Here is a 19738-nt window from a genome sequence, read left to right on the forward strand (position 1 = left end):
GCCGGGGCTTGCGCGGCTTTGCTTCGCTGGCATCATCCGGCGCAGGCCGCCCCCGGCTTGCAGGCCAACACCGCTTTTTCATGCACATCGAATTCGCCCGCCCCTCCGACAGCGCCGCCGTGGCAGCCACGCTGCGCGAAGCTGCGCAGTGGCTGATCGACCACCGGATGCCGCTGTGGTCGGTGGCCGATTTTGGCGATGACGCTGTGCAGCAGGATGTCGCCGGCGGCCACTATGTGGTGGCGAAAGTGCACCATGACGAAGTGGGGAGCGAGGTGGTGGGGGTGGTGCGATTTCAGCGCGAAGACGTTGTCTTCTGGCCGGATGTCGAACCGGGCACTTCCGCTTTTTTGCACAAGTTGGCGGTGCGGCGGGCATGGGCCGGGCAAGGGGTGTCAGCCGCACTTCTGGCCTTCAGCCGCGAACACGCCCGAAGCCTGGGACTGCGTTATCTGCGGCTCGATTGCGTGGCCGACCGGCAACCGTTGCGCGCGCTGTACGAAGGCTTTGGTTTTACCCTGCATGACTGCGTGTTCAAAGGCGCCCGGGCGTTTGCGCGCTATCAGATCGCGCTCGATGCGCCCAGTGGGCCGCCGGACATCTGATCCACACACCACACCTCGCGCGGCGCGCTGCCGTCCGCGCACATCCAGGAGTTCCCCATGCGCAGTGTTCATGCTTTCTGTGTGCTCGTTGGGTGGATGTGCGCGGCGATGGCCCCTGCGGTCACCTCAGCCCAACACCCCGCCAACCCCATCCGCCGCACCAATGCCTTCAACGACCCGTTCGTGCAGGTCACGGCCGCATTGCCGCAGTGCCCGGTGCCCGAAAGCCCGCTGTACACCGAGGCCGAGGTGCGCGACCTGGCGCATGTGCGCTCGCAGCATGGCGGCAGCTGCCACCGTGTGGGGCGCTGCCGCCTGCCCAATTCCTATCTGTACGACGCCGAGATCATCCCCCGCGTGCAGCGCTACATCCGCGAAGACGGCCGTTTTGACGGCACCAGCGTGTGGGTCCTTGGCGAGCGGCGTCTCGTCACGCTGATGGGCTGCGTGCGCTCGCAGGAAGAGGCCGATGCGCTGGAGAAGGCGGTGGCGCTGGTGGACGACGTGATGGGGGTCATCAACCTTTTGCAGGTGGGAACTGCGCGCGAGGGGCTGCGGTATCCGGTGGCGGCAACGCCGCCGTAGTCGCCTCGGACAGGCCCCGGCTGTTGCCAGGCGCCTATCGCAGCGGCGTCATCAGCGCAAGCGGTCTCGGCGTCTTGCTGAATCGCCCGCGCCACACCAGCGCTGCAGCGCTTGGGCGGCAGGGCGTCCTGCTGCATATTGCCGGTTTCCCCTTCATCAAGGAAACCTGTCATGCCATTTACGCGTTCTTTGCTGGCGGCCACCGCCGTGGTCCTCACAAGCTTTGCCGTCCCTGCGGTCGTGTCGGCCAAGCCTTTCAAATGGGCTGGCTCCAGCGATATCCAGACCATGGACATCCACTCGCAAAACAGTGCGCTGGGCAACGGCATCCATGCGGCGGTGTACGAGTCGCTGGTGATGTTCAACAGCCGCACCCTTAAGGTCGAGCCGCTGCTGGCCACAGCGTGGCAGCAGGTCAGCCCCACGCAGATGCGCGTCAAGCTGCGGCAGGGCGTGAAGTTTAGCGACGGCTCCACCATGACGGCGGACGACGTGGTCTATTCGCTGCAGCGCGCCATGAGCAAGACGTCCACCTATGCGATCTACACCCAGGGCATGGACCGCATCGCCAAGGTGGATGGCGAGACCATCGACATATTTCTGAAGAACCCCAATCCGGTGCTGCTCAACCAGTTGACCGAGCTGCGCGTGATGAGCAAGGGGTGGGCCGAGAAAAACAACTCGGTGGAACCCAAGGACATCAAGGGCAAGGACGAGACCTTCTCGCACCGCAATGCCATGGGCACCGGCCCTTTCGTGCTCAAGGAATGGGTGCCCGACCAGAAGATCGTGTTTGCCACCAACCCCTACTGGTGGAACGCCGGCAAGGCCGAAGGCAACGTGACCGAGATCACCTACACCCCGATCAAGTCCGAGGCCACGCGCATCGCCGCGTTGCTCTCGGGCGAGGTGGACATGGTGCGCGACACCAGCATCCAGGACCTGGGCCGGCTCAAGGCCAACCCCAACCTCAAGGTCATGGAGATGGTCGAGAACCGCACCATCTACCTGGCCATGGACCAGTTCCGAGACGAACTGCCGGGCAGCAATGTCAAGGGCAAGAACCCGCTCAAGGACCTGCGCGTGCGCAAGGCGCTGTACCAGTCCATCGACAGCGCGGCGCTGCAGCGTGTGACCATGCGCGGGATGGCCAAGCCCACCGGCGCCATCGTCTCCCCGCTGGTCAACGGCTGGACAGACACCGTGGACAAGCGCCTGCCGTACGACCCGAATGCAGCCAAGGCATTGCTGGCCGAGGCGGGCTACAAGGAGGGCTTCGAGGTGGACTTCGCGTGCAGCAACAACGCCATCATCCAGGACGAAGAGCTGTGCCAGGCCATCACCTCCATGTGGTCACGCATCGGCGTCAAGGCCCGGCTGCGCACGCTGCCGGCCGTCACGTACTACCCCATGGCCCAGCGGCATGAGGCCAGCATCGCAATGCTCAGCTGGGGCGTGCCCACGTTCGACGCGCTGTACACCCTGCAGTCGCTGGTGCGCACCAAGACCACCGGCGGCGACGGCAACTACAACCTGGGCCGGTACAGCAACGAACGCATGGACTACATCGTGGACCGCGTGAAGACCGAGATCGACCTGCCCGTGCGCAACCGCCTGCTCACCGAAGGCCTGCAACTGCAGAACGACACAGTGGCGAACATCCCGCTGCACAACCAGATGCTGGCCTGGGCGATGAAGAAAAACGTGGAGCTGGTGCAGCGGCCGGACAACCGGATTGATTGGCGGTTGATCAAGGTGAATTGACAGCGCGGGCCGGCGGCCGCACACGATCTCGGACAGTACGGCCGCTGCGAACGGCGCGAGATCTTCGTCAGCCGCGTCGGCCGCGTCCCCCTCGCGCAGGCTGGGCAGGGGCGTCGTTGCTGGCGGCTTCGCCGGCGGCAGGCGCCGTCCACGCGCGCAAGGCCAGTTCCCCCTCGGCCGAGAAATGCACCACACGCGAGTCCTTGTCGCGCCGCGCCCAGCCGCGCTCCACCAGGCGCTGCAGCAGCGCAGCGCCCAGTGCGCCGCCCAGGTGGTGGCGGCGCTCGCTCCAGTCCAGGCAGGGGCGGCAGAGCATGCGCCGCTGGCGCGCCACGCCGGCGGTGTCGATGCCCTGGTGCGCAAACCACTCGGCGCCCACCTCTGTCAACGCCAAGCCCTCGTCTGCCGCGACCAGGTAGCCCTGGCGCAGCAGCGCTTCGTGCAACTGCACCCCCACTTCGCCCGCCAGGTGGTCGTAGCACATGCGTGCGCGCCTCAGCGCCGGCTCCCGCGGGCTGGAGCGCAGGCGCACGGCTCCTGCGCGGAAGGCCACGTTCATCAGCGACTCCAGCAAGTGCGCCACGTCGCGGTCGGCCAGGCGGAAGTAGCGGTGGCGCCCCTGGCTTTCCACAGACAGCAGGCCCGCATCCAGCAGCTTGGCCAGGTGGGCGCTGATGGTCTGCTTGGTGACCCCGGCAATGTCGGCCAGCTCGGTGGCCGTGAGCGCGCGGTCGGCCATCAGGGCCGTGAGGACTTCGGCGCGCGCGCTGTCGCCGATGAGCGCGGCAATGCGCGCGATGTGAGGGCCGTCTTTCATGGTTCGATGTTGGGCGAACCATCTCGGGACGTCAAGCGCCTATCGTGATGGCTTCACTCACACAACGCATCCCACGCCGGGCCCTCACACCATGATCACCTGCTTCATCCGCTACGAAATCGACCCCTTCCAGCGCGAGCTGTTTGCCGAGTACGCGCGCCGCTGGGGCCAGATCATCCCCCGCTGCGGCGGCCATCTGCTGGGCTACTTCCTGCCCCACGAGGGCAGCAACTACGAGGCCTGGGGGCTGATAGGATTTGATTCGCTGGCCGCGTACGAGGCCTACCGCGCCCGCCTGCGCACCGACCCCGAAGGCCGCGCCAACTTTGCCTTGGCGCAGGAGAAGCGCTTCATCCTGCGCGAGGAGCGCAGCTTCACCCAGGGCGTGCAAGGCACGCTGGGCTTGCCCGCGCACCCGCAGGAGGTCGCCGCATGATGGCGGTGATCTTCGAGGTGGAGCCCGCCCCCGGCCAGAAGGCCGCCTACCTGGGCGCTGCCGCGGCGCTCAGGCCACTGCTGGAGCAAATCGATGGCTTCATCTCCATCGAGCGCTTTGCGAGCCTCAGCACGCCGGAAAAGCTATTGTCGCTGTCGTTCTGGCGCGACGAGGAAGCCGTGGCGCGCTGGCGGCAGATGGAGGCCCACCGCGCCACGCAGCAGGCGGGGCGGGATCACATTTTTGCCAACTACCGGCTGCGTGTGGCCGACGTCGTGCGCGATTACGGAATGCACGACCGCGCGCAAGCGCCAACGGACTCGCGGAGCGTGCACGGCTGACCGAAGGCGCAGCGGGCAGCTCGCTCCCACGCTACCTCGTCAGGGCATGTAGCCGGTGCGCAGGGCGTGCGCCCAGTCGGGCCGTCCGCGCTGCTCGGCCAGCGCGGCCATCGACCCGTGGTCGTACGGCACCGCAAAGTGCTCCACCTGCCAATGCCCTCCGCGCTGTGCGATGAACGCGTAGCGCGCGTCCGGCGACCCGATCTGCACCGCATGGGCCACGGGGTGGTCGTCGCTGTAGGCCTGCAGACCGACGCTGCCGGGGTTGACGAGCAGGCTCGCGCCCAGTCGCACAGCGCGCGGCACATGGGTATGGCCGCACGCGATGACCGGGGCGCCCTCGCCGTGGAGCCGGGTGGTGATCTCAGGCGCTGTGGCCAGGCGCAGCGCGCTGCCGTCCAGTGTTTCGAGCAGGTATTCGTGGTCGCTGCGCGGTGACCCGTGGCACAGATAGACATCGTCGCTGAGCCGGTGCCAGGGCTTGAGCGTGCGCAGCCACGCGAACTCCGGCTCGGTGAGTTGCGCGTGGGCGTACTGGTCCGACGGCCCGCCGCGCCCGGGGCGCAGTTCCAGCACCTGGCGCTCGTGGTTGCCAGCGAGCGACAGCCAGTCCGAGGCCATGAGCCACTGCGCCGTCTCGCGCGGCAGCAGCGGACCCGAGAGGTTGTCGCCCAGGTTCACCACCTGGTCCGCACCGCGACGGCGGATGTCTATGGCGACGGCCTCCAGGGCGGCCAGGTTGCCGTGGATGTCGGAGACGAGGGCGATGCGCATGGATTTTTGCTTTCAGCAGGGTGACAAGGCGCCGCTCATGCTGCCCTGGCACAGCTGCAGGCTGACGCGTGCGCGGTTGAACAGCAGGTCGCACAGCCACGCGTACACCAGCGCGATGTAGGCCAGCTGGGCCCAGCCCACATAGCTGCCGAACACGATCGTGTGCAGCCAGTTCTGGCCCCAGAGGTAAATGGCGCTACTGGCCAGGGTGGCCATGACAAGCGTTGTGGCGGCCGGCACCAGCGCCGCACTGGGCGCACGGTTTGCACCCCGTGGCGTGCGCCATGCCGCCACGCCCAGTAGCGCAAACGCCAGGGCATTGGCACCGGTGAAAATTCGCAACTCGCGCAGCAGCTTGGCGGCGGTGTCCAGGTAGGCACTGCGGATCAAGTCGTCCAGCTGGGCCTGCATTTGCTGCGCGGTGCCGATCTGCAGCTCCAGCCGCTGCTGGCGCCGCTGGCGGCATTCGCACGCGGGGATCCCCATCTCGGCGGCCAAGGCCGCGACCCGTGCCGGCAGGCCTGCGGCCAGTGCCTTGCGTGTGGCGTCAATCTCTTGCGCCTTGTTGTGCCAGAGGACCCTTGCCTGTGCGCTCAAGAAGCGGTCGTCCAGAGCCTGCAGCTTCTGACCGGTCTTGTGCTCGATCTGCTGGCGGATCAGCTCGCGTGCGCCGCGTTCTACCCAGGTGGGTTGCACCAAAGACATCAGCAGCAAGCCACCAAAGACGGCACTGCCCAACGCCGACAGCAGGAGTACAAGAAAGCGAAGCAAGGTGCGGCCCGGCGTGTTGAAAACCGTGTGCGCGTCAGCGGAAGCTACCGCTTTCACCGGCCAGCCGGCCCAGCGCGGGTTCGGTCAGCCGATAGCTGAGCCTCTCGGTCACACGTTTGGCGCCCAGGCTTTCATAGAAAAGGATTCCGCGGGCATTGGATTCCTTCACCGGCCAGTCGATGCGGTGGCAGCCGTGGTCAAACGCGTACCGCGCGACACCCGCCATGAGCGCACGCCCGACGCCCTGGCTGCGCTGGGATGCGCCCACATACAGCTCCTTGAGCTGGCAATGCCGGCGCGTGTCGGGGGCAAAGTCGACCAGCGAAAACACGAGCGAGATGGCAGCAAACCCTAGAACCGGACCATCACCGCGCGAAGCCACCAGCAGCCGCTGCGACGAGCCGGGTGCGAGCAGGTTCTGCTCAAGGTGCTCCTTCACTGCGGTCTGCGACGGCGTGGCGCCCTCGTTGTAGAACACATGCAGTTCGCACAGCAGATCGGCCAGCGAAGTGTGCTGGGGCTCGGCGACGAGGGCTACGTGGAGCGATTGTTCTGGGGCGCTGGCTTTGTGCATCGGCTGTCGGGTGCGGGCGATAGGGAAAGACGCAGTGGCCACTGCGCCGGGGTCCTCGCGCATAGACAGGCGCGGGACACAAATTCAAGTCGAAAATGGCTCTAGCGCTTTATCTATAAGCGCCAGATGCTATTAATTTAATAGCAATTCATTTCCGCACCCATCACATGGCAAAGATTTTCCCCGGATTCAGGATGTTCTTCGGATCCAGCGCCCGCTTGATCGAACGCATCATGTCCACGGCGCCGGCGCCGGTCTCGTCCAGCAAGAAGCCCATCTTGTGCAGGCCCACGCCGTGCTCGCCGGTGCAGGTGCCGCCCATCGACAGTGCGCGGGCCACCAGCTGGTGGTTGAGTTGTTCGGCGCGGGCGCGCTCGTCGGCGTCGTTGGGGTCGATCAGGTAGCCGAAGTGGAAGTTGCCATCGCCCACGTGGCCGACGAGGAAGTAGGGGATGCCGCTGGCTTCGACCTCGTCGATCGATTCGAGCAGGCAATCGGCCAGGCGGCTGATGGGCACGCAGGTGTCGGTGCTGATGGCGCGGCAGCCGGGGCGGCTTTGCACGGCCGCAAAGTAGGCGTTGTGCCGCGCGGTCCACAGGCGGGTGCGTTCTTCGGGCGTGCTGGCCCATTCAAACGCGTTGCCGCCAAACTCGTTGGCGATGTCCTGCACGGTCTCGGCCTGCTCCTTCACGCTGGATGGTGAGCCGTGGAATTCCATCAGCAGCATCGGCTCTTCGCGCAGGGTGAGCTTGCTGTGGGCGTTGACCATGCGCACCGTGTGGTGGTCAATAAGCTCCACGCGCGCGATCGGCACGCCGAGCTGGATGGTCTGGATGACGGTGTGCACCGCTGCCTCGATGCTCGGAAATGAGCAGATGGCGGCGCTCACGGCCTCGGGCAGCGGGTACAGGCGCACGGTGATTTCGGTCATGATGCCCAGCGTGCCTTCGCTGCCCACCAGCAGGCGCGTGAGGTCGTAGCCCGCGCTGCTCTTCTTGGCGCGTGTGCCGGTGTGGATGATGTCGCCGCTGGCGGTCACCACCTGCAGCGCGAGCACGTTCTCGCGCATGGTGCCGTAGCGCACGGCGTTGGTGCCGCTGGCGCGCGTGGCGCTCATGCCGCCGATGCTGGCATCGGCGCCCGGGTCGATGGGGAAGAACAGGCCTGTGTCCTTGATGGCGTCGTTGAGCTGCTTGCGCGTGATGCCGGGCTGCACGGTCACCGTGAGGTCTTCGGCGTTGATGCTGAGCACCTGGTTCATGCGGCTCACGTCGATGCTGATGCCGCCTTGCACGGCCAGCAGGTGGCCTTCGAGCGACGAACCCGCGCCGTAAGGAATCACCGGCACGTCGTACTGGCTGGCCAGCTTCACGGCGTCGGCCACCTCCTGCGTGTTTTCGGCAAACACCACGGCCGAGGGCGGTGGCGCTTCGAAAGAGCCCTCGTCCCGCCCATGCTGCTCGCGCACCGCCTGCGCCAGCGAGCACCGCGAGCCAAAGCGGGTCTGCAGCGCCTCGAGGAGGGCCTGCGGCACGTTGCGCAGGTTGATTTCGGGCAAGAGGTGGGCGGCGGCGGTGGGGGCGTTCATTTGTTGTCTCCGAGGTGGTCAAAAAGAATACCACCGGCTCCCGCAGCGCGCCATGGCAGTGGTCAGACTGGTGCAAGCTCGGCCACAAGAGGGCCGGTCTGGGCGCGCAATGCACTGGTTTGAACCAGTGGTGCGCCACGCTGGTGCATCCATCTTGTATACCAGTTGGCACGGAACCTGCAATCGATGGACGGCAATGACCACCGCCACCGAGATCAGCAACCGCATCATCGAAGCCGTGATGGCGCAAAAGCTTGCCCCCGGCTCTCGCCTGGGCGAGCAGCAGTTGGCCATGCTGTTCGACTGCAGCCGGACCATCGTGCGCGAGGCGCTCACGCGGCTGTCCACGCGTGGCATCGTCACCGTGAGCGCGCGGCGTGGCTGGTATGTGATCGAACCTTCGGAAGACGAGGCACGCGAGGCCTTCGAGGCGCGCCGCGTCATCGAACTCGGGCTGCTGCACCAGCTCAAGACGGTGGACAAAGGCGCCGTGCGCCAACTCAAAGCCCACCTGCAGCGCGAGAAGGCGGCGCTCGCAGGCAGCGACGTGGGCGTGCGCAGTTTCCTGCTGGGCGACTTCCACGTGTGCCTGGCCGAGTGCCTGGGCAACAGCCTGCTGGCCGATACGCTGCGCGACTTCACGGCGCGCACCACGCTGATCGCCATGCTCTACCAGTCGTCGCACGACGCGGCGCAGTCCTGCGCCGACCACGTGCGCATCGTCGAGGCGCTGGAGGCGGGCGACATCGCCCAGGCCGAGGCGCTCATGTCCGAACACATCGGCTCGGTGCAATCCGCGCTGCGCCTGCAGGCCAGCACCGACCCGCTGGCCGGGCTGCGCGATGCGCTGGCCCCGGTGCGCAAGACCACCACCGCCGCAGCGGACACCACCGCGCCGCCCCGGCAACGCAAGCCCCGCGCTGCGTCCCAAAGTCCCACCCCGAAAGCGTCCGACCAGGGCGCAGCACCCGCCGACGCATCCACCTACCTAGGAGCCCTGCTATGACCGCCCACCGTGCCTTTGTTTCTTCGACCCGCCGCCTGACACTGGGCATGCTCGCCGCCACGGGCCTGTCGGCCGCGCTGATGGCCCCTGCCGCCCACGCGCAGAACGCGCTGGACAACATCCTCAAGGCCAAGGAAATCAAGATCGCCATCCCCACCGACTATCCGCCCTACGGCTTTGTCGGCACCGACCTCAAGCCCCAGGGCCTGGATGTCGAGATGGCCAACTACATCGCCACCAAGCTGGGCGTGAAGGTCGAGCTGATCCCCGTGACCAGCGCCAACCGCATCCCCTACCTGCAGACGCAGAAGGCCGACCTCGTCATCTCCACGCTGGGCAAGAACCCCGAGCGCGAGAAGGTCATCGACTTCACTGCGGCCTACGCGCCGTTCTTCCAGGCCGTGTTTGCCAGCAAGAGCCTGAACATCAAGAGTTTTGCCGACCTCACGGGCAAGTCGGTGGCCGTGACCCGTGGCGCCATGGAGGACCAGGAACTGGCCAAGGTCGCGCCCGCGGGCGTGGACGTGAAGCGTTTTGAAGACCACGCGGCCAGCATCTCGGCCTTCGTGTCGGGCCAGACGCAGGCCATTGCCACCAGCGCCTCCACGGCCGGCACCATCATGGTCAAGAACCCCAACCTGCAGACCGAATACAAGCTGCTGCTCAAGGACAGCCCCAACTTCATTGGCGTGGCCAAGGGCGAGGACAAGCTGCGCCTCAAGGTGAACGAAATCATTGCCGAAGCCCGCAAGGCCGGCGACATCGACAAGATGTCCAGCAAGTGGCTCGGCCGCCCGGCAGGCGATCTGCCCCTGTGATCGCCTTCTTCGCCCTTCGCTGAACGAACCGAACAGGCCCGTGGCGTGACAAGCGCCACGGGGCATCCGCACCATGCTGATTGCGCTTGATTTTTCTGCCGTGCTGTCCTCCTGGCCGTTGCTGGTGCGCGGCGTGGTCTGGACCATTGGGCTCACCATCGTGGGCACCGTGCTCGGACTGCTGCTGGGCACGGCCTGTGCCTGGGCACGCGCCCGCAACCTGGGGCCACGTGCGCTGCCGCTGCGCTGGGCCGTGGCCGCCTATGTGGAGCTGGTGCGCAACACCCCCTTCATCGTGCAGCTGTTCTTCCTGTTCTTCGGCCTGCCGGCGTTGGGGCTCAGGCTCTCGCCCGAGGTGGCCTCGGTGCTGGCCATGGTGATCAACTTGGGCGCGTATTCGGCCGAGATCATCCGCGCTGGCATCGAGGCCACGCCGCGTGGCCAGATCGAGGCCGCGCAGAGCCTGGCACTCACGCCCGGCCAGACCTTCCGGCGCGTGGTGCTGCCACCGGCGCTGCTCAAGGTGTGGCCCGCCATGGTGAGCCAGATCATCATCGTGATGCTGGGTTCGGCGGTGTGCGGGCAGATCTCCACCCCCGAGCTGAGCTACGCCGCCAACCTGATCTCCAGCAACACCTTTCGCGCATTCGAGGCGTTCATCCTGGCCACGCTGGTGTACCTGGCGCTGTCGATGCTGACCCGCCGCCTGCTGATGTGGGTGGGGGCGCGATTCTTGGTGGGGAGGTAAGTCGCAATGGTTGATTTTTCGTTGTGGGACATCCTGCGCAACCTGCTGATGGCCGCGCGCTGGACGGTCAGTCTCTCGCTCATTGCTTTCATCGGCGGTGGGTTGGTAGGCCTCTTGCTGCTGGTGCTGCGCCTGTCCAAGGTGCGGGGCACCGAGCGCTTGATCGGTGCCTATGTGCAGGTGTTCCAGGGCACGCCGCTGCTGATGCAGCTGTTCCTCGCGTACTTCGGCATTGCGCTCTTTGGCATCAAGACATCGCCGTGGACGGCTGCGGCGTTTGCGCTCACGCTCTACACCAGCGCCTACCTCACCGAGATCTGGCGCGGCTGCGTAGCGTCCATCCCCAAGGGCCAGTGGGAGGCCGCGCAGAGCCTGGCGCTCAACTTCGGCGAGCAGCTGCGCCACGTGGTGCTGCCCCAGGCGCTGCGCATTGCGGTGCCGCCCACGGTGGGTTTCCTTGTGCAGGTGATCAAGGGCACGGCGTTGGCGTCGGTGATCGGCTTTGTCGAGCTGACCAAGGCCGGCAGCATGATTTCCAACGCTACCTACCAGCCCTTTTTGGTGTACGCCTGCGTGGCCCTGCTGTACTTTGTTTTGTGCTTCCCGGTGAGCCTGGTGGCGCAGTCGCTTGAAAGGAAACTCCATGACAACCGCAGTTGAAAAAGCTCCCACCCCCGCCCACGACGGCATCGTGGTGGGCGAGCCGCCCATCGTGGACATCACGGCCCTGCGCAAGTCCTATGGCACGAACGAGGTGCTCAAGGGCATCGACCTCAAGGTGCAAAAAGGCGAGGTGATTGCCATCATCGGCAAAAGCGGCTCGGGCAAGAGCACGCTGCTGCGCTGCGTGAACGGGCTGGAGGTTTTTCAGGAGGGCGCCCTCAGCGTCAACGGCAAAAAGCTCATGCACGACAGCCCCACGGCCATGCGTGAGCTGCGCCAGCAGGTGGGCATGATCTTTCAGAGCTTCAACCTCTTTCCGCACCTTTCGGTGGGACGCAACATCATGCTGGCCCCTACGCTGGTGAAGTCGCGCGATGCCGCCACGGCTGCAGCGCAGGCGCGCAAGCTGCTCGACCGCGTGGGCCTGGCAGAAAAGTTTGATGCCATGCCCGACCAGCTTTCAGGTGGGCAACAGCAGCGCGTGGCCATAGCGCGCGCCCTGGCCATGGAGCCGCAGGTGCTGCTTTGCGACGAGATCACCTCGGCCCTGGACCCGGAGCTGGTGGGCGAGGTGCTGCGTGTGGTGGAGTCGCTGGCGCTGGAAGGCATGACGCTGATGATGGTCACGCACGAAATGGCGTTTGCCCGCAAGGTGAGCGACCGAGTGATCTTCATGCACCAGGGGCGTGTGCATGAGACCGGCGCGCCAGCTGAACTGTTTGGCAATCCGCAGACGGCGGAGCTGCAGCAGTTTCTGTCGTCGCTGCACGATTAACTGACTGACCCGAATCCCAATCTCGCCCCTTTGGAAAGCTCACGCACAAGAGCCCGCCCACGCCCTGGAGTTCCAGCGCGGGCGGGCTCACGGACCTCTTGCTGATGCAAGGGCCCGCTAGCGCGTGGTAGTTGGCACCGTCGCTACGGACTTGGCGGCCCGTTGTAGCGTTGCCAGTGGAGGGTCATCAGGAGTTCGCACCTTTCTCGAATTCGGAGCGGGACAGCGTGCCGTTCTGGTCGGCATCCAGCTGCTTGAAGCGTTGGCTGATGGCGGGCAGCTTCGCAGCTTCTTGGGCGCTGAGCTGTCCATCTTTGTTGGTGTCGGCGCGATCAAACGCTGCAGACGCGGTCGTGGCCTGTGCGGCGGGTGTGCTGCTCGGGCCGGCGGTGAATTTAGAACCTGTCTGGGGAGCGGTCTTTTCGGCCGGGCCAAACTGGGGCGAAGAAGAAGGGGTCTGTGCCTGCAATGCACCCACACCGCCCAGGGAAAGGGCGGCGAAGAGCATCACGCTGCGCGTGTCGAACTTGTAGCTGCGTCGTTGCAATGCTTTCATGGAAGCTAAGCTCCTTTGAAGTTGAACAGGACCTTATTGCACTGCAGCATGGCGCCTGACGCCAGCACTCTTGCCTGCTGTTGCCCTCGCCAACATTTGCCAGCCCGGTGTAACGCCCAGGCCCCCCTTTGTGTCGCAATGCCGTGCGGATGTACCCAAAGGTAGAGAGCGTCGCCAGTGCGCGCAGCGGCAAGACCCTTACGCCGCCTGGCGGACGCGGGATGACTGGCATGGCGGGGCATGTCCTACAGGCCCCCTGCCGCTTCTTCAAAACAATGAAGTTCAGCATCCCGCTGGGGATGTTCCTCTTTATTGTTTTGTCAGCCAAAGGAGTCACCCATGCGCAAGCACACCCTCATTGCCGCCCTCGCCACCCTGGCCTGTTCCGCCGCCTTCGCCCAGGCGCCCGCCGCCACCAACGCCCGCCCACCTTCTGAAGTGAACCCCGCAGCATCGGGCGGCCCCGCCGCCGCCAATGCACAGAACAAGGCCGACAGCCGCGCCAGCAACAGCGCCGCCGCTCCGATGGACCCCGCCAAGGGTGATGGTCGCGGCAAGCCAGCTGCCGAGATCAACCCCAGCGCATCGGGCGGCAAGGCCGCTGCCAACGCAGACGCCCGTGTGAACGCGCGCCTGATGGACACCAACAACGATGGCATGGTCTCGCGCCAGGAATGGGACGCGTACCACACCAGCGCCTGGAACAACATGAAGCCCACCAACATTGGTGTGTCCACGGCCGATGTGGACAAGGCCAACCGCACGTCCAGTACCCACTGACGCTGACGCCATCGCAGGCACCTTGCCTGCGAACGCGCAATGCGGCGCCCCTTGCATGGAAACACGTGCAAGGGGCGCTGTGCTTTGGGGTGGCGCAAGGCAACTAGTGGTCGCATGGGCATTGCACCGGCCGCGCCAGCGAGCGTTGGCGGAAAATCAGGTGATCTCTTCTGCTCCGTCTTTCTTGCGCACCCCGCATTGGCTGCGCACCACTCACCACCAAGGCACTCCATGGGCAACCGACTTACGCAAATCGCCACCCGCACCGGCGACGCCGGCACGACCGGCCTGGGCAACAACGAACGCGTCTCCAAAGACAGCCTGCGCATCCATGCGCTTGGCGACGTGGATGAGCTCAACTCCCACCTCGGCCTGCTGCTCTGCGAGCCCCTGCCCGACGAAGTGCGCGCCTTGCTCGTCGAGGTGCAGCACCAGCTGTTCAACCTGGGGGGCGAGTTGTCGATCCCAGGCTTCGAGCTCCTCAAGCCCGCCGCCGTGCTGGAACTCGACGAGGCTCTGGCCCACCACAACGCCGCGCTGCCGCGCCTGCAGGAATTCATCTTGCCCGCCGGCACCCGCGCCGCCGCCCAGGCCCACGTGTGCCGCACCGTCGCGCGCCGCGCGGAGCGGGTGGTGGTGGCGCTGGGCAACGCCGAGCCGCTGAACGACGCACCCCGGCAATACCTGAACCGCCTCTCCGACCTGATGTTTGTATTGGCCCGCGTGCTCAACCGCATGGATGGCGGGGATGACGTGTACTGGAAAAGCGAGCGTCTGGCGAGGCAGAATGCTACTGAATAGATAGCTTCTGACGCTTATGTATCAAGCGCTGGAGCCCAATTTGGCCTCAGATGCTTGAAACTGGCGCGACCCAAGCGAGGACCGCCGCGCAAGGGCCGCCCCGCCGCGCTGGCGGTGTCCCCCTTCCCGGAGCGCGCAGCGCGCAGCGCGTAGAGAGAAGAGAAGGGGCTGAGGCCCACGGCGCCAAGCCTGCCTGCGCAGGCTTGGACGGGCGTAAGAGCTGCCGCCTCTAGCGGCCAGCACCGGGCGGCAGTACGCCTCAGGGGGATGAACTCTATTTGGGCGCCAGGATCGCCATGGTGAGCCGCGACACGCAGGTCAGATCGCCCGCGTCGTTGTGCAGGTCGATGTGCCAGACATGGGTCGTGCGCCCGATGTGCACGGGGCGTGCGGTGCCGGTCACCCAGCCGCTGGTGGCGGAACGCAGGTGGTTGGCGTTGATGTCCAGGCCCACGGCCCGGTAGCCTTCGGCCAGGGTGTAGTACGCGCCGGTCGAGCCAAGCGATTCGGCCAGCACCACGCTGACGCCGCCGTGCAGCAGGCCAAAGGGCTGGACCGTGCGGTGGTCCACGGGCACCCGCGCGCGCAGGAAGTCATCACCCACCTCGACGAACTCGATGCCCAGGTACTCTACGGCGGTGTTGCGGTTGGCGGCCTCCAGCAAGGCCAGGTCAATGGGTTTTTTCCAGATGGGCATGGTGGCTTCGGTCGGGCAGAGGGGGATGAATCTGATCGGACCGGCCATTGTGCCCATCTTGCCTTGCAGGGCACAGGGCGTGAGCGGCTGCACTGCGCCATGCAGTGCACTGAGCGAGCAGGCTGAGGTCAGCCCACCATCCGGCCGTTGGCCCCCATCACGCCCAGGTCCAGGAAGCGCGAGCCTACATACGGCGCGCTGCCTGCATAGTCGATGGTGAGCCCGCCCAGGTCGTTGGCCCGGATGCCCGCGAGCGCATTGCGCAGCTTGCCGCGGGTGAGCTCGCGGCCCGCGCGCTCCAGGCCGTCGGCGAGCACGCGGGCGTTGACGTAGCCCTCGAAGCTGCGGGCGGAGAACTCCTGGAAGCCCACGGCCTTCATCGCGCGCTGGTAGTCGCGCACCAGGGCCACGCTGGTGCGGCTCGCATCCGGCAGCACCATCGACAGCGCAATGCCCGCCGCCTTGCCGCCCAGCTGGCGCAGGTTGTCGCCCGAGAGCGCAACGCTGGTGGCAGCCAGCGGGGTGCTGGGCGATGCTTTCTTGAACTCGCTGATCAGCGCCGCCGAGACATCCCCCGCCGTGCCCAGCAGCACCGTGTTGGGCTTGGCTGCCACGGCCTGCTTGACCACGTCGGCCACCTGCGTACCCTGCGCGTCGAGCTTGAAAGCCTTGGGCGCGGGCTGCTTGGCGACTTTCATCGCGTTGTTCACATCGGCCAGGAATTCGCGGCCAAATGCGGTGTCCTGGTAGACGATGGCCAGGTCGGTGATGCCCATGGCCACCAGTTTTTGCGTGAGGCGCTGGGCTTCGTCGGAGTAGCTGGCGCGCACGTGGAACACCGAGCGGTATTCCGGCTTGCGCAGCGACGTGGCGCCGCTTTGGGGGGCCACATACGGGATCTGCGCCTCGTCCACCAAGGGCAGGATGCGCTGGTTGTTGGCCGTGCCCATGCACGACAGCAGCGCCACCACGCCGCTGTCGGCGATCAGCTTGCGCGCGTTGTCTTCCGAGCGGCCGGCGTCATAGCCGTCGTCCAGGGCCAGCAGCCTGAGCTCGCGGCCATGGATGCCACGCGTGTTGGCCTGCGCGATGCCCGCATCGAGCCCCTGCTTGAGCTCCTTGCCCAGGCTGGCCAGGGGGCCCGTCAGGCCCACCGAACAACCAATGGTCACGCTCTTGGCGTCCATCGGGTCTTGCACGCCCACGGCGCGCGCGGGGTGGGTGATGAGGAGGCCGGCGCTGGCGGCGATGAGGGACTGGGAGAACTGGCGGCGTTGCATGACGGAAAAACTCGCGGACAAAAAAACAACCAGCCCCGTGCGGGGCTGGTGTCGGATGAATCGGGAAAGGCCTGGATCGGCGGCCTAGGGTTAACCCTGATTCTAGCCACGATGTATGACAACCCTTCGCGCCCGCCCCAAGCCGGCATCCGCATCCACCGTCTGAGCGCTCCGCAAACCCGCCGCGGCAGGAAATCGCCGCCACGCCCTCCTGCTGGGCAGGCCGGTTAGCATCCGCCGGTCGGCCACTGCTGCGCCGTGACTTTCTCCTTCACACCATGACCTCAGCACCGTCCTGCCCCTCCTGCCGCCAGCCGATGGAGGTCCACCAGTTCGCCAGCAACCTGGGCGGGGCGCTAGAACTGGACATCTGCTTTGCCTGCCAGGGCCTGTGGTTTGACCGGCACGAGAACCTCAAGCTCACGCCCGCGTCGGTGGTCGAGCTGTTTCGCCTGCTGCACGAGCACCGTACCGACCAGCACCACGCGCTGCGCGACAGCATGGACTGCCCGCGTTGCGCGCGCACGCTCGAAAAGGGCTTCGACCTGGTGCGCAGCGGCCGCTACATGGTCTACCGCTGCGCGCGCGGCCAGCACGGGCGCTTCAGCACCTTCTCGTCCTTCATGGTCGAAAAAGGTTTTGTGCGCCACATGACGCGCCCCGAGATCGACAACCTTGCCAAGCGCGTGGGCGCCATCTATTGCACCAGCTGCGGCGCACCGGTGGACATCCGCAAGGACCACGCCTGCCCCTATTGCCGCGCCGCGTTTTCGCTGATCGACCCCGAGGCCGTCGTGCGCGCCATGGAGGGCTATGCCAAGGCCGGCAGCCCGCAGGCCACACAGCCCGCCCCCGTGGATATCGGCGATGCGCTCGTGTCGCTCGAGCGCGACCGCAGCCGCGCCGAGCGCGAGCGCCAAAAGCAGGCTTTTACCGGCGCGGCCGATGCGGGGGACTCGTCCTTCACCGGCGATCTTCTGTCCGCCGGGGTGTCGCTGGTGTGGGCGGTGATCAACACGCGGAGCCACCATTGACGCTTGCTGGCGCAGCGGTGCCAGGCGTGGTCGGAGCAAGCGCCTGGCACGCAGCCGCCAGCAGTGCAGGGGCGAGTTACCGAGGCGGGCCGGAAGGACGCACCAGCAACAGCGCCAGCCCACCGACGACCTCGATGATGAACATCACAAAAAGCGTGCCCTGCGGCGGCCCCCACTCGGGCAGCGCCAGCAACCTGCCGGCCGGCTGCGCCAGGACGAACATGGCGAGCAGGTCGCCCGGCAGGGCGTCCTTCACCTTATAGGCCGCCACCAGCGCCAGGGCCGCTGTGGCCACCCAGATGCCGATGTACACCGCAAAAAGCTCGCTGTAGCCATTGGGTGCGCGCAGCGTGTAGCCGAGCCCCGCGGCCATCTTCTCAGGGGCCAGCCAGGCCCGGGTGGCAATGGCCAGGAACACGGCCGCGGTGATGCCGAAAAAGATTTGGCGGGTGGTGTCGCTTTTGATCATCCGTGGGTGCTCTCCATGCAAAGCGCGGGATTCTGGCAGCTCGGCGCGGGGTGCGCGCCGGGGCAATGCGGGCCGCCGCGCACCGCCTGTTCCCCTTCAAGCCTGTAGCCCTTCCACCGCGGCAGGCACTGATCCGTTCACAATGGCGCAGGCGTGGCTCTCCGTGGGCTCTGCCCCGTGCAACCACCCAACGTGGCGCCCCGGCCACAGAAGGACAGACTGTGCAGCTGCAGACGCCCCGAACCCGGCACCGATCCGTTCGATCCCCCGCCACCCCCACCCCCACCCCCACCAGCACTGGTGCGCCATCGCCGCGCGCCAAAGGCCAAGCCCCCTTGCTTCAGCAAGCGCGGCTGCCCGCCGTGCCCAGCACCTTGCTGATCCCGCTGGCGGCGCGGGCGCGGGGCGACCGCTACTTCCCCTGGCTGGCCTGTGGCGATGCGGTGGCCGCCGATCTGCTGGAGCGCCTGGGCGCCGATGTGGAGCCGTACCTTGATGACCTGCCCACGGTGCTCAATGTGCTGTGGCGCACCCGGTTCATCCGCGACACCGCGCAGGGTTTTTTCCTCATGCACCCCCAGGGCCAGGGCGTGAACCTGGGCTGCGGCTTGTCGCACCATTTCCAGTGGCTGGACACCGGTGCCAACCATTGGGTTGACGCCGACCTGCCCGAGGTGGTCGCGCTGCGCCAGCAGTTGCTGCCCGCACACAGCCCGCGCACACGCCTGGCCGAGGTGGACATTTCGCAACCCGGCTGGTGGCAGCGGCTGGGGCTGCCGGCACGCGATACGAAGGGCGGCACGCCCGCGCAGCCCGTGCTGGTGCTGTGCGAAGGCGTGCTCATGTACCTGGAGCCTACGCAGGTGGAGGCCGTGCTGCACGAGTTTGCGCAGTGCGCGCCTGCGGGTTCGCGCCTGGTGCTGGACGTGTTGACCCACCGGGCCGTGGGCAGGGCCTGCCGGCACCCCAGCGTGGGCCCGACGGGGGCAGAGTTCCGCTGGGGCGTGGCGCGGCTGGCCGACCTGCCTGCAGCGCACCCGCGGCTGGCGCTGCTGCACGCGCACAGCGTGGCCGAGTGTTATGGCTGGGCAGGCCTGGCGCTGGAAACGCTGTGGTGGCCCTGGCTGGGCGCGCCGCTGTATGGCATGGCGACGCTGGGGGTGGAAGGGGTCTGATCGGCGGGAGATCGGTGGGTAGCGAACCAGTGGACGCGCCGGAGGATGCCTCGACTTACTGCATTGCCGCTGCGGCCAGAAAAATGAGCTCACGGGCCGTTGCCGACCCCACGCTGGCTGCCCGCCGCCGCGGGCTCAAGTGTCTGCCGGCGCACGGAATGTGCTATTAAATTAATAGCTACAAGTGCTTATAGATCAAGCGCTAGCGGCCAAAAAGACTCAAAAAAAGCCGCCCCTCAAGCCCGCGCCGATTTCCGGCCGCCCTTGGCGGGCTTCTTCTTTTTGGCGCTGCCGCCACTGCCCCCGCCGCGCAGGTGCAGGACCCAGGCGACCAGGATCCACCCATACGACAGCAGCACGCTGTACGCCGCCACGGCGGCCAGCGACAGCGGTGGCGCGGCAATGGAGCGTGGGTTGGCCATGGTCTGCAGCAGCTGGCGTGTGCCCGTGCCGAGCTCGGGCACCGACTGTGCGCGGCCCGGGGGCGCCATGCGCGCGCCCATGAAGACGAAAAATTCCATCAGCAGCGCGCCGATGAGGAAACAGGCCGCAAGGGCCATCAGCATCCCCAAGGCACGCCGGTTGCCCTTGACCAGAAAAAACACAGCAGAGAGCAGCCACAGTGCAGGCAGCGTCAGGGCCAGCACAGGCCAGGCGGAGATGAGATAGAGCATCGAAAAC

The 19738-nt window shown here is 66.5% G+C and carries 24 protein-coding genes; 14 read left to right on the forward strand and 10 right to left on the reverse strand.

From position 1 onward, the window contains the following. Window positions 1-80: 80 nt before the first annotated feature. From ACSQ3Q_RS00685 to ACSQ3Q_RS00695, 3 genes are all read left to right on the forward strand, one after another. A complete protein-coding gene (locus ACSQ3Q_RS00685; protein ID WP_436132519.1) occupies window positions 81-605 on the forward strand; it encodes a GNAT family N-acetyltransferase in 525 nt (174 codons plus the stop codon). 96 nt (window positions 606-701) lie between these two features. Beyond that, the gene (locus ACSQ3Q_RS00690; RefSeq protein ID WP_436136909.1) at window positions 702-1190 is read left to right on the forward strand and encodes a BON domain-containing protein; all 489 of its coding nucleotides are present in this window, start codon (window positions 702-704) and stop codon (window positions 1188-1190) included. Window positions 1191-1361: 171 nt separating this feature from the next. Further along, window positions 1362-2954 (forward strand): ABC transporter substrate-binding protein, encoded by a 1593-nt coding sequence (locus ACSQ3Q_RS00695; RefSeq protein WP_436132520.1) that lies wholly within the window; start codon window positions 1362-1364, stop codon window positions 2952-2954. 67 nt (window positions 2955-3021) lie between these two features. Here the strand turns inward: ACSQ3Q_RS00695 and ACSQ3Q_RS00700 are convergent, their stop codons facing one another. Further along, window positions 3022-3771, reverse strand: coding sequence for an ArsR/SmtB family transcription factor (locus ACSQ3Q_RS00700; protein ID WP_436132521.1), 750 nt, complete (start codon window positions 3769-3771; stop codon window positions 3022-3024). Window positions 3772-3862: 91 nt separating this feature from the next. Between ACSQ3Q_RS00700 and ACSQ3Q_RS00705 the strand changes: the two genes are divergently transcribed. Together ACSQ3Q_RS00705 and ACSQ3Q_RS00710 are read left to right on the forward strand one after the other, a co-directional pair. Next, complete coding sequence (locus ACSQ3Q_RS00705; protein WP_436132522.1) at window positions 3863-4207, forward strand: NIPSNAP family protein; 345 nt, start codon at window positions 3863-3865, stop codon at window positions 4205-4207. Then, window positions 4204-4548 (forward strand): antibiotic biosynthesis monooxygenase family protein, encoded by a 345-nt coding sequence (locus ACSQ3Q_RS00710; protein WP_436132523.1) that lies wholly within the window; start codon window positions 4204-4206, stop codon window positions 4546-4548. Before ACSQ3Q_RS00705 ends, ACSQ3Q_RS00710 begins: the two co-directional genes overlap by 4 nt. Window positions 4549-4587: 39 nt before the next feature. On the opposite strand, the gene ACSQ3Q_RS00715 is transcribed toward ACSQ3Q_RS00710, so the two are convergent. The 4 genes from ACSQ3Q_RS00715 to ACSQ3Q_RS00730 all read right to left on the reverse strand — a co-directional run bounded on the left by ACSQ3Q_RS00715 (window position 4588) and on the right by ACSQ3Q_RS00730 (window position 8255). Then, window positions 4588-5322, reverse strand: a complete 735-nt coding sequence (locus tag ACSQ3Q_RS00715) for a metallophosphoesterase family protein (RefSeq protein ID WP_436132524.1) — start codon at window positions 5320-5322, stop codon at window positions 4588-4590. 12 nt (window positions 5323-5334) lie between these two features. Next, window positions 5335-6093 carry a hypothetical protein gene (locus tag ACSQ3Q_RS00720; protein ID WP_436132525.1) on the reverse strand — a complete coding sequence of 253 codons (759 nt, stop codon included), beginning with the start codon at window positions 6091-6093 and terminating at the stop codon, window positions 5335-5337. Between the two features lie 34 nt (window positions 6094-6127). Further along, entirely contained in the window at window positions 6128-6667 is a 540-nt protein-coding gene (locus tag ACSQ3Q_RS00725; RefSeq protein WP_436132526.1) for a GNAT family N-acetyltransferase, read from the reverse strand. 163 nt (window positions 6668-6830) lie between these two features. Further along, window positions 6831-8255: an FAD-binding oxidoreductase gene (locus ACSQ3Q_RS00730; protein WP_436132527.1), complete on the reverse strand. Its 1425-nt coding sequence runs from the start codon at window positions 8253-8255 to the stop codon at window positions 6831-6833. A 196-nt stretch (window positions 8256-8451) separates the two neighbouring features. Between ACSQ3Q_RS00730 and ACSQ3Q_RS00735 the strand changes: the two genes are divergently transcribed. The 5 genes from ACSQ3Q_RS00735 (at window position 8452) to ACSQ3Q_RS00755 (ending at window position 12265) form a co-directional block, all read left to right on the forward strand. Then, complete coding sequence (locus tag ACSQ3Q_RS00735; RefSeq protein WP_436132528.1) at window positions 8452-9261, forward strand: GntR family transcriptional regulator; 810 nt, start codon at window positions 8452-8454, stop codon at window positions 9259-9261. Next, window positions 9258-10079, forward strand: a complete 822-nt coding sequence (locus tag ACSQ3Q_RS00740) for a transporter substrate-binding domain-containing protein (protein ID WP_436132529.1) — start codon at window positions 9258-9260, stop codon at window positions 10077-10079. The genes ACSQ3Q_RS00735 and ACSQ3Q_RS00740 overlap by 4 nt, the downstream gene beginning before the upstream one ends. A 73-nt stretch (window positions 10080-10152) precedes the next feature. Further along, window positions 10153-10827, forward strand: a complete 675-nt coding sequence (locus ACSQ3Q_RS00745) for an amino acid ABC transporter permease (protein ID WP_436132530.1) — start codon at window positions 10153-10155, stop codon at window positions 10825-10827. A 6-nt stretch (window positions 10828-10833) separates the two neighbouring features. Continuing rightward, window positions 10834-11487 (forward strand): amino acid ABC transporter permease, encoded by a 654-nt coding sequence (locus tag ACSQ3Q_RS00750; RefSeq protein ID WP_436132531.1) that lies wholly within the window; start codon window positions 10834-10836, stop codon window positions 11485-11487. Continuing rightward, window positions 11471-12265, forward strand: a complete 795-nt coding sequence (locus ACSQ3Q_RS00755; protein WP_436132532.1) for an amino acid ABC transporter ATP-binding protein — start codon at window positions 11471-11473, stop codon at window positions 12263-12265. Before ACSQ3Q_RS00750 ends, ACSQ3Q_RS00755 begins: the two co-directional genes overlap by 17 nt. Window positions 12266-12452: 187 nt before the next feature. Here ACSQ3Q_RS00755 and ACSQ3Q_RS00760 read toward each other — a convergent pair whose 3' ends face one another. Continuing rightward, window positions 12453-12821: an EF-hand domain-containing protein gene (locus ACSQ3Q_RS00760; RefSeq protein WP_436132533.1), complete on the reverse strand. Its 369-nt coding sequence runs from the start codon at window positions 12819-12821 to the stop codon at window positions 12453-12455. Between the two features lie 339 nt (window positions 12822-13160). Between ACSQ3Q_RS00760 and ACSQ3Q_RS00765 the strand changes: the two genes are divergently transcribed. Next, complete coding sequence (locus tag ACSQ3Q_RS00765) at window positions 13161-13601, forward strand: hypothetical protein (protein WP_436132534.1); 441 nt, start codon at window positions 13161-13163, stop codon at window positions 13599-13601. 231 nt (window positions 13602-13832) lie between these two features. Continuing rightward, window positions 13833-14402 (forward strand): cob(I)yrinic acid a,c-diamide adenosyltransferase, encoded by a 570-nt coding sequence (locus ACSQ3Q_RS00770; RefSeq protein WP_436132535.1) that lies wholly within the window; start codon window positions 13833-13835, stop codon window positions 14400-14402. A gap of 274 nt (window positions 14403-14676) precedes the next feature. Here the strand turns inward: ACSQ3Q_RS00770 and ACSQ3Q_RS00775 are convergent, their stop codons facing one another. Beyond that, complete coding sequence (locus tag ACSQ3Q_RS00775; protein ID WP_436132536.1) at window positions 14677-15099, reverse strand: hotdog fold thioesterase; 423 nt, start codon at window positions 15097-15099, stop codon at window positions 14677-14679. 128 nt (window positions 15100-15227) lie between these two features. After that, a complete protein-coding gene (locus ACSQ3Q_RS00780) occupies window positions 15228-16379 on the reverse strand; it encodes an ABC transporter substrate-binding protein (RefSeq protein WP_436132537.1) in 1152 nt (383 codons plus the stop codon). Between the two features lie 278 nt (window positions 16380-16657). On the opposite strand from ACSQ3Q_RS00780, the gene ACSQ3Q_RS00785 reads away from it, so the two are divergent. Then, window positions 16658-17413: a zf-TFIIB domain-containing protein gene (locus tag ACSQ3Q_RS00785; protein ID WP_436132538.1), complete on the forward strand. Its 756-nt coding sequence runs from the start codon at window positions 16658-16660 to the stop codon at window positions 17411-17413. 76 nt (window positions 17414-17489) lie between these two features. On the opposite strand, the gene ACSQ3Q_RS00790 is transcribed toward ACSQ3Q_RS00785, so the two are convergent. Then, window positions 17490-17882, reverse strand: coding sequence for a DUF4345 family protein (locus ACSQ3Q_RS00790; RefSeq protein WP_436132539.1), 393 nt, complete (start codon window positions 17880-17882; stop codon window positions 17490-17492). A 335-nt stretch (window positions 17883-18217) separates the two neighbouring features. Between ACSQ3Q_RS00790 and ACSQ3Q_RS00795 the strand changes: the two genes are divergently transcribed. Further along, window positions 18218-19057: a class I SAM-dependent methyltransferase gene (locus ACSQ3Q_RS00795; RefSeq protein ID WP_436132540.1), complete on the forward strand. Its 840-nt coding sequence runs from the start codon at window positions 18218-18220 to the stop codon at window positions 19055-19057. 236 nt (window positions 19058-19293) lie between these two features. Here ACSQ3Q_RS00795 and ACSQ3Q_RS00800 read toward each other — a convergent pair whose 3' ends face one another. Further along, complete coding sequence (locus ACSQ3Q_RS00800) at window positions 19294-19731, reverse strand: hypothetical protein (RefSeq protein WP_436132541.1); 438 nt, start codon at window positions 19729-19731, stop codon at window positions 19294-19296. Window positions 19732-19738 lie beyond the last annotated feature (7 nt).

This window comes from Acidovorax sp. LjRoot129 (assembly GCF_964253765.1).
Lineage (GTDB): Bacteria > Pseudomonadota > Gammaproteobacteria > Burkholderiales > Burkholderiaceae_C > Acidovorax.